Here is an 8,258-nt window from a genome sequence, read left to right on the forward strand (position 1 = left end):
GGATGATTTTTTCAACAGGTAGAAAATCATCCTTTTCGTCATGCCTGAGACGCAAAATATAAGAAATGACAACGCTCATGAACAGGGTATACGATTTTTATCCCTCCTTAACTTAATGACATTGGAATCAATGCCATAAAAAACCGCCTCCAGCATCAGTGTAGCGTCTCGTAAAGATCGAGAAGCCGGCTTTTGCTCAAGACGGTTTTTCAATGGCTCTATCGAAATTTCAGATCGGAGAATTCATGCGATTTCCGTTTTTCTTCTCCGTATATGTGCTCCGGATATCCGTATATGTGTTTCGTATGCAGGAAACGTACCGATTTTTTACAGGGGCAGATTTCTATTTCCCATTCGGTTTTCCTCCGGATTTTTCAGTCCAGATTTATTTGGACGAAGAATCGTTTTTAACCGTCGCCGCGTTTTGCGCGGGTTCCGGGTCTTTGGCAGGATCGGCGTCCTTCGCTGGATTCGGCTCTTTGACCGGATTGGACGGCTCGGATGGCTTTATCGATGCGGCGGGCTTTTCTGAAGAATCCGAAACCTGACTCAGCGCTTTCGAAGCGGCTTCGGCATTTTTTTGAAGGTCTTCTCGTTCTTCTTTTGTCGGCGATTCGAGATTGGCCGGACTGGAAGGACGAATGTCTTCATCGGTCATGTCGTAGGCACAAAGCAGCGCGTCCAGACGGCGGCGCAGATCTTCATCATCGCGAATCATCTGTTCGACTTCCACCTGCGCTTGAGGATTTTCATCCACCGACTTGCGCAGTTCCATCATTTCGGAACGCATTTTCTGAACAACGTTCTTGCTGGCGTTTTTCTGCCCCTTTTCGTTTGATTCCTTTTCGCGCTCCTGCTCCTGTTCGCGTCTGGCTTTGAGTTCGGCCAGATCGATTTTGGCAATCTTATAGACGGAAGCCATCAGAGGCACGCCGAGGATCATGCCCAGTACGCCAAAAAGCGTACCGCCGACGACGATCGTCATCATGACGTAAATGCCGGGCAGACCGACTTTATTTCCGATAACACGCGGGAAGAAGACGTTGGATTCGATCTGCTGAATGATGCAGAGGAAAATCAGGAAGATCAGACACTTGGTCGGCGAAATGGTAAAGATAATGAACGCGCCGATGCCGCCGCCGATAAAGGCGCCGACCATCGGGATCATGTTGATAACGCCGACAAGAATGCCGATCATCGTCGCATACGGCAGCTGCAAAATCAGCATGCCGACTATGCACATCGTCGAAAGAATAGCCGCTTCAATAATTTCGCCCAGAATGAACGATTTGAACGAGTCATTGACAATGCGCAGGTCGCGGGTCAGATGCGTCCGTTTTGGCTTGGACACGTAGAGATCGACAAAGGTGTAATAGCCTTTGACAAAGCGTTCCTTTTCCGCCAGAACATAGGAGGCGAAAATCACAACTACAAACGTATTCACAAAAAAGCTGACAAAGGAGGACACCAGGTTCATCGTGCTGTCCATCACATTGGAGCCGCCGCTTCCGTTGGTCAGAAAGCGGACAATCACTTCAAACGTCTGATCCCAGTCAATCGGGTTGGCTTTCAGCTTTTCGAGAAGCGAAGGGTAGTTGTGCAGAAGCTTTTGCAGGAGCGTTTCCACTTCGTTGAAATACTCCGGTGCTTCGCTTGTCAGCATGCGCAGCGCGCTGATCAGGTTTGGAATAATGATCGACAGAATCAGGATGATGATCAGAAACATCACCAGAAACGAAGTCAGAATGGCCAGCGCTCTGGCATGATTCTTCACAAACGGCTTATCGGATTTTTTCAGCCGGTCTTCGACCGGGCACATGATCAGATTCAGCACGAAGGCCAGAGCAGCCCCGCCAAGCAGAGAAGTAATCGATCGAAGCAGGATATCGATGCCGGAAACAACATAGGAAAAGTTTGTAATGAACAAAATCGCCAGGACGACAATGACTCCCATCATCCAGAGCGTTCTGTACTTTTTAAAGATTTTCATGGGCTTTTTCCTCGCAAATTACAGTTTGTTTTCACACAAAAAAGAGTCAGGCGATTTCCAGGTTCTGTCGTATAGATCCTGAATTCAGGACATGGATTTTTTCAGAAACCACAGACCGATCCCCAGACAGATCGCGGAGACAATGAGCATCCAGAGAATTCCCCAGAACAGAGAAACCATGGACAGGGCACACGCCAGGAACAGAAATACGCAGCCAAGAATGCCGGCAGTTTTTTTCGAGACAGGTCGCATACAGGACTCTCCTTTGCTTGTTGCTTATTGGTTAATCATACCATTGCATTTTTTAGAGAAGGCAGTTTTCCTGCTTTCTTCCCTTTTGCAGCGCATCCATTTTCTCTGGATCCCGTCGGAATGAATCCGGGTTATTCGAGCAGAAAAACGAACAGAAATCCGGCAATTCAGGCGAGAATCGAACCGGACCAGAACCGAAAGATTTCAGGACGGCCGGTCTTTCGAGCGGCTTTCCTTTAATGGACAATTTTGTGAGTTTTCATATCATTTTGTGAATTTTCCTCTATAATTTTGGCTCATACTGATCCAGCACGTATGGTTTTTGAACAGAAGAAAGGAGAGAGACGATGACCGCACAAAAGAAACCCCGAAAAAAGACACCGCCGCCCCCTCCAGGCCGTCCGCACGGACTGCGCAAGCGCGCTCTGATTTTCCCTGCGCTGCTTCTGCTGCTTTCCATCGGATGCTCCATCTTCATCCTCACCCGTCAAAGCGATATTCCCCAGACGCAGCAGGAACTTGTTGCCTTAGTCGAGCACCAGGCGGCTGCCGAAGGCATCAGCGACCATCTGCGCGAACTGAAGGCGATTGTTACGGTGGAATCCAACTGGTCTGCCGAAGATGTCTTTCAGTCCAGCGAGTCCCTTGGCCTTCCGCCCAATTCCCTTTCGACCGTTGATTCGATCGAACAGGGCGTCCATTACTACCATACCCTTCTCGAAAAAGCCGCCGAGCTCGGTGTAGACCAGGATGCCGTTTTTCAGGCGTACAACTTTGGCAGCGGCTACCTTGATTTTGTCGCCGCCAACGGCGGCGTCCATACCCGCGCACTGGCCGAAGAATTTTCCCGGATTCATTCCGAAGGAAAAGTCGTCTCCTACCCCAACCCCATCGCCATTGCGGCCAACGGAGGCTGGCGCTACGAATACGGCAACATGTTTTATGTCGACCTGATCCATCAGGCTCTGGCCACCATTACCTGATCCAGAATTTTTCCCTCTGGAAAATATTGTCAGATGCATCCGTCGCCCGGAGCGTCTGGCTTTTTTTCTGGGCTGGTCCCGGCGGTTTACGGCTTTTTCCTGCCAATGCGGGCTGCGAATCTGCATGCGGCCTCTCGATTTCCGATCCGCCGTACAGTGCGGACAATACGGATTCTACGGACCGTATGGCCTGTACGTTTTCGTTTTTCAAAAAACAAAGCTGCTCCTGGCCTGCGTGCAGGTCCATGAGCAGCTTTATCTTTCGTATGTATGAATGGGTTAAAGGAGACAGAATCGAATCGGTCCGACCGATACGATTGGTCTCTTTAAGCGCGAGGCTTTCGATTATTGCGTTTTGCGAACCGGGCTTACTTTTCTTCAGCAGCCTGGATGAATTTCATCAGTGCGTTTTCATCCATGTAGCCGGCAGTAGCCAGAACCGGTTTGCCGTCCTTGAAGAAGACGAGCGTTGGAACGGACTGTACTTTGAAGGCAGCCGCGATTTCCTGCTGCTTGTCGATGTCGCACTGGGCTACAACAACTTTGCCTTCGAGTTTTTCAGAGACGCTTTCGAGAACAGGATGCAGCATTTTGCAGGGGCCGCACCAGGTCGCGAAGAAGTCCACGAGTACTTCAGGATGGTTTCCTACGATTTCCTTGTAGGTATCAACAGAATCAATATGACGAATAGACATGATTATTACCTCCTGTCCATGTACTGGACATTTGGCCGAATAGGAAAGGAAGCTGTATGCCGGTACAGTCACAGTTCCTTCCGGCTGATTCCTATTATACGAATATCCGCCTCTCTGCTGGGTTTTAGCGCCCGCCCTCTGTAAAACCCAAAAGAATTTGTCTAGTTTAACTCCATAAAACAAACCGCCCGGATCTTTTTGCGGATCCAGGCGGAAAAATGGAGTTTTCAATGGATAAGTCTGCGATTTACTGATCGCCACTCGGAATTTCGTTGAAGGCACCTTCGCCGCCTTCGCCTGTACCCGGATCCGCCGGAGCCGGTTCAATCGGGACTTCTGTCGTACCCGGATCGATGGGCTCTTCCTGAACGGGATATGTGTAGGAAGGCGTCTGGGACGGATCGACGTAAACCCCGCCGTTTTCGTTGCCGTAATCTGGCGGAAGAATCGGGCCGATGGGCGGCTCGGTCTGGTTGGTCTGGTTGAGTACATGCTTGGAATCTTCGGAATCTTCGCTCTCTGCCGGAATCTGAGGCACACGGCCTTCCAGAACGTCTTCAATCAGGGAATGCGCGGTATTGACGTCTTCTTCGTAAACGAGCGTGACGGAAGCCGCTGCGCCAAGCGCTGCCGACATCTGCGTATCGCTTGCGCCGGTCAGGGCGTAGCTCTGGATGTTCCAGGACGGGAACGAGCTGACTTCCAGGCGAATCAGATCGCGGATCTGGCTGGACGGCATGTTCGTCGTAAACGCGGTAGAAAGCGCGGTCAGCACTTTCGGATAGTTCACCAGCATCGACGGGGACATGACGGAGCGCATGAGCGCCTTCATGACCTGCTGCTGGTTGCGGATGCGCTGGTTGTCGCCGTCGAGATAGGCATGGCGCTCACGGGCAAACGCCAGAGCCCGCTCGCCGTCGAGATGGTTGACGCCTTCGTGCACGCCTTCGGTACCGTTGGCGTAAAAGCGTTCGACTTCCAGACCCGGTTCGACTGTGATATCAATGCCGCCGACTGCGTCGACCACATTGATCAGCGAGGAGAAGTTCACCTGTACGGTGTAGTTGATTTCAATATTGAGGAAATCTTCAATGGTAGATTCGGTTGTGCCGATTCCGTAAATGCCCGAATGGGTCAGCTTGTCGTACTGACCGGCCGCATAGCCGCACGCCGTTTCGTTTTTCCGGCAGGAAAACGGCATGTAGGAATCGCGCGGCAGGGAGACGAGAAGCACTTCGTGCGTTTTCGGATTGACCACCGCAAGCATGTTCACGTCCGTACGGGACTTGGACATGAGCGTTCCATAGTTATCGGAACCGGAAATCATGACCACAAACGGATCCTGCGTAATATCCGCAACCGGATCCGCTTCGTTTTTCATATCTTCCGGAATGTCTTCGTAGTACAGATACTGATCCACCGTATTGGTCAGCGTCGTCAGCGCGCCATAGCGGTTGTAGTCGTTGGCCGCGTCGAGCAGCGAGGAATGGAACTGTTCCGGCAAAACGACCGCTACGACATTGTCTGCGTAAAGCGCGTCAACCAGCTGATACTGATCGGCGAATTCAAGAATTTCGGCGTCTTTCATGCCCTTGCTTTCGAGCTGGGCCAGCGCCGCTTTCGTTCCTTCTTCATCCAGCGTCGGAACGGTACCGATCCGCTTTCCGCTCAGGGAAGCCGGATCTTTTAAATCGTAGCCTTTGGTCGAGTACGTCGTCACCGTTACGGCCATTTTTTCGCCCAGGCCAGCCGCGTCATCGAGAATGGCGTTGGTCTGCGAATCGGAATCGTCACCGTCTTTTCCGGAATGGTTCGCCGTATGGCGCGTACCAATGATGGAAAAGAAGTCCGCGGTCTGCTGGATATACCAGCCGCCAAGAACCGATACGCTGCCAAGCGCAACCGACAGAATGACCAGAAGCGATTTCGCCCAGGTCTTTGTCCGCCGGCGGAACAGTCCCCAGACAATAACGACAAGCAGAAGAAGCTGGAAGGCGCCAAGAACGCTCAGCTGAATCGTGCTGAACACGTCCAGGCTGAATGCCTCGAACATCAGATAGACAAATCCGCCAGCCAGAAAAAGCGAGGCAACCCATGCCAGAACCCGCATGGCTTTTGACGGTTTCGCGGGTTTTCGGCGCGATGGTCGTTTTTTGGGCATAATCTTCTCCTCCTCAAAAAATCTGTTTCTAATCTTACCATACGAAAAAGATGAATTCTCTCTTTCATTCGCTTTATGTACGGTTTCTTTAGCGCCCCAGTCCGTACACGGACCAGAAAAGAAGGTCGACTCTGCGCGCCGCAGACGCTTTTTCTGCCGCTCGATCGGAGCGATCAGAACGTCCGGCAGGTGTGCAGCGCATCAAGCCAGCGTAAGTATTCGCGCTCCATTTCCTTCTGGTTATCCTGCGGAACAAACGAACGTTCGACTTCAATATTCAGATCGTCCCAGTTCCAGAAGCCGCACGCCAGACCAGCCAGATAGGCGGCGCCAAGCGCCGTCAGCTCATTGATTTCAAAGCGGTCGACTTCCATGCGGCAAAGATCCGCCTGCTTCTGCAGCAGGAAATTGTTGGCGGCAGCGCCGCCGTCCACTTTCAGAATCTGAATGGGAATGCCCGAATCGGCTTCCATCGCATCCAGAACGTCCTTGACCTGGAATGCCATGCTTTCGAGCGCCGCCCGGACGAGTTCATCCGTTCCCGTCGAAAAGGTGAGACCGACAATGACCGCCCGTGCCCGTTCGTCCCAGCTTGGCGCGCCCAGACCGACAAAAGCCGGAACTATGTAGACGCCGGTACTGCCGGCACGCACCGCCATTTCTTCCGTCTGACTGACGGAGTAAAAGAGGTGAAGCTTGTCGCGCATCCACTTGAGAATGGATCCGGAAACAAAAATCGAGCCTTCCAGCGCATACGTGACCTGATCGCCGATTTTCCAGGCGATCGTGGAAAGCAGGCCATGGCGGGAACGGACGATTTCCGATCCGGTGTTCATTAACAGGAAGCCGCCGGTTCCATACGTGTTTTTTGCCATGCCTTTTTCCAGACACAGCTGACCGAACAGCGCGGCCTGCTGGTCGCCGACGATCGAGCAGATGTCGACTTCCTGTCCAAAGAGAACGTGCGGCGAAGTCGATCCGTACACCTGCGACGTGGAAACGATTTTAGGCAAAATGGCTTTTGGAATATTGAAGCGCTCGAGAAGTTCGTCATCCCATTCGACGGTTTCGATGTTGCAGAGCATCGTTCGCGACGCGTTGGTCGCATCGGTCACATGGACTTTCCCGCCCGTCAGATTCCAGACGAGCCATGTATCCATCGTGCCAAACAGAATTTCACCAGCTTCCGCTTTTTTGCGGGCGCCCGGAACATGATCGAGCATCCAGACGATTTTGGATGCGGAAAAATACGGGTCAATGCGCAGGCCGGTCTTGCGGCGGACAAACGGTTCCAGTCCTTCGTCTTTCCATATATCGCAGATCCCCGCGCTTTGCCGGGACTGCCAGACGATGGCCTTGCAGATGGGCAGGCCTGTACGCTTATCCCAGAGAATCGTCGTTTCGCGCTGATTGGAAATGCCGATTCCGCGAATCCGCGAAGGATCTGCGGACGCTTTGTTCAGTACGTCCGCCAGAACGCCCAGCGTGTCGTACCAGACTTCCATGGCGTCCTGTTCGACCCATCCGCTCTGGGGATATTCCACTTTGCATTCTTTCTGCGCCATGGCCTTCATGTGCTGTTCGTGATCAAACAGGATGGCGCGCGTCGATGTCGTGCCCTGGTCGATCGCCAGGATATACTGATTGTCATTCATATTCATTTTTCGACACCCGGACAGCCTGTTCTGGAACCGCTGCTGTAAAGATGCGGCGTTTTTTGCCAGATTTTTTCGGCTTTGCCAATCGGATGTCTTTACCTCTTTCTTGATTTTATCGACTTTGGAGGGCGGCGTCGCTGAAGACTGGCTCATGCCTCAAGGCTTTTTCTTCTTTGCGGGCGCCTGTCCGATTCGACGCTCTCCGACTGGGTTTGGCCTGAGACAGGTCCCTTCTTTTTCTACAATATTTTTATGAGGCTAAAACGAAGGTTAAACGTATCGTTCCAAACTGTAAGCCGCCTCATCGTGTCGACGCGTAAAACCCTTCCATACAAAAGAAAAAGAGCACGTCGGACGTGCTCCATGAACGGCGGAAAAAACAATCCATATTTAATTAGAACTTTCCCAATGAGCTTAACTATACAAATCGCTCGTTTTTGAAATTTCATCCCATCAGAGAGCCTTTTTCCGAGGCTCTCTTTTTAATTTTCCCCTGGCTCAATGACCATAACTACGATT

General features: G+C 51.8%; 6 protein-coding genes. 1 reads left to right on the forward strand and 5 read right to left on the reverse strand.

Annotated elements, in window-relative coordinates; all coding sequences use genetic code 11:
- Positions 1-385: 385 nt before the first annotated feature.
- Both Afil_RS10100 and Afil_RS10105 read right to left on the reverse strand, forming a co-directional pair.
- Positions 386-1,990, reverse strand: a complete 1,605-nt coding sequence (locus Afil_RS10100) for an AI-2E family transporter (RefSeq protein WP_230268437.1) — start codon at positions 1,988-1,990, stop codon at positions 386-388.
- A gap of 84 nt (positions 1,991-2,074) precedes the next feature.
- The gene (locus Afil_RS10105; RefSeq protein WP_230268438.1) at positions 2,075-2,242 is read right to left on the reverse strand and encodes an intracellular growth attenuator family protein; all 168 of its coding nucleotides are present in this window, start codon (positions 2,240-2,242) and stop codon (positions 2,075-2,077) included.
- Between the two features lie 347 nt (positions 2,243-2,589).
- On the opposite strand from Afil_RS10105, the gene Afil_RS10110 reads away from it, so the two are divergent.
- Positions 2,590-3,225, forward strand: a complete 636-nt coding sequence (locus Afil_RS10110) for a lysozyme family protein (protein ID WP_230268439.1) — start codon at positions 2,590-2,592, stop codon at positions 3,223-3,225.
- Between the two features lie 368 nt (positions 3,226-3,593).
- Here Afil_RS10110 and trxA read toward each other — a convergent pair whose 3' ends face one another.
- The 3 genes from trxA to glpK form a co-directional block, all read right to left on the reverse strand.
- The gene (gene trxA, locus Afil_RS10115) at positions 3,594-3,920 is read right to left on the reverse strand and encodes a thioredoxin (RefSeq protein WP_230268440.1); all 327 of its coding nucleotides are present in this window, start codon (positions 3,918-3,920) and stop codon (positions 3,594-3,596) included.
- Between the two features lie 247 nt (positions 3,921-4,167).
- On the reverse strand, positions 4,168-6,081 hold the full coding sequence (locus Afil_RS10120; RefSeq protein ID WP_230268441.1) for an LCP family protein: 1,914 nt from the start codon (positions 6,079-6,081) through the stop codon (positions 4,168-4,170).
- A gap of 173 nt (positions 6,082-6,254) precedes the next feature.
- Entirely contained in the window at positions 6,255-7,736 is a 1,482-nt protein-coding gene (gene glpK / locus Afil_RS10125) for a glycerol kinase GlpK (RefSeq protein ID WP_230268442.1), read from the reverse strand.
- Positions 7,737-8,258 lie beyond the last annotated feature (522 nt).

The organism is Allobaculum fili (assembly GCF_020969955.1).
Classification (GTDB): domain Bacteria; phylum Bacillota_I; class Bacilli_A; order Erysipelotrichales; family Erysipelotrichaceae; genus Allobaculum; species Allobaculum fili.

Coding starts and splice junctions, on each gene's coding strand:
- Afil_RS10110 (WP_230268439.1), top strand. CDS start 2,590: ATGACCGCACAAAAGAAACCCCGAAAAAAGACACCGCCGCCCCCTCCA.
- Afil_RS10105 (WP_230268438.1), bottom strand. CDS start 2,242: ATGCGACCTGTCTCGAAAAAAACTGCCGGCATTCTTGGCTGCGTATTT.
- glpK (WP_230268442.1), bottom strand. CDS start 7,736: ATGAATGACAATCAGTATATCCTGGCGATCGACCAGGGCACGACATCG.
- Afil_RS10100 (WP_230268437.1), bottom strand. CDS start 1,990: ATGAAAATCTTTAAAAAGTACAGAACGCTCTGGATGATGGGAGTCATT.
- trxA (WP_230268440.1), bottom strand. CDS start 3,920: ATGTCTATTCGTCATATTGATTCTGTTGATACCTACAAGGAAATCGTA.
- Afil_RS10120 (WP_230268441.1), bottom strand. CDS start 6,081: ATGCCCAAAAAACGACCATCGCGCCGAAAACCCGCGAAACCGTCAAAA.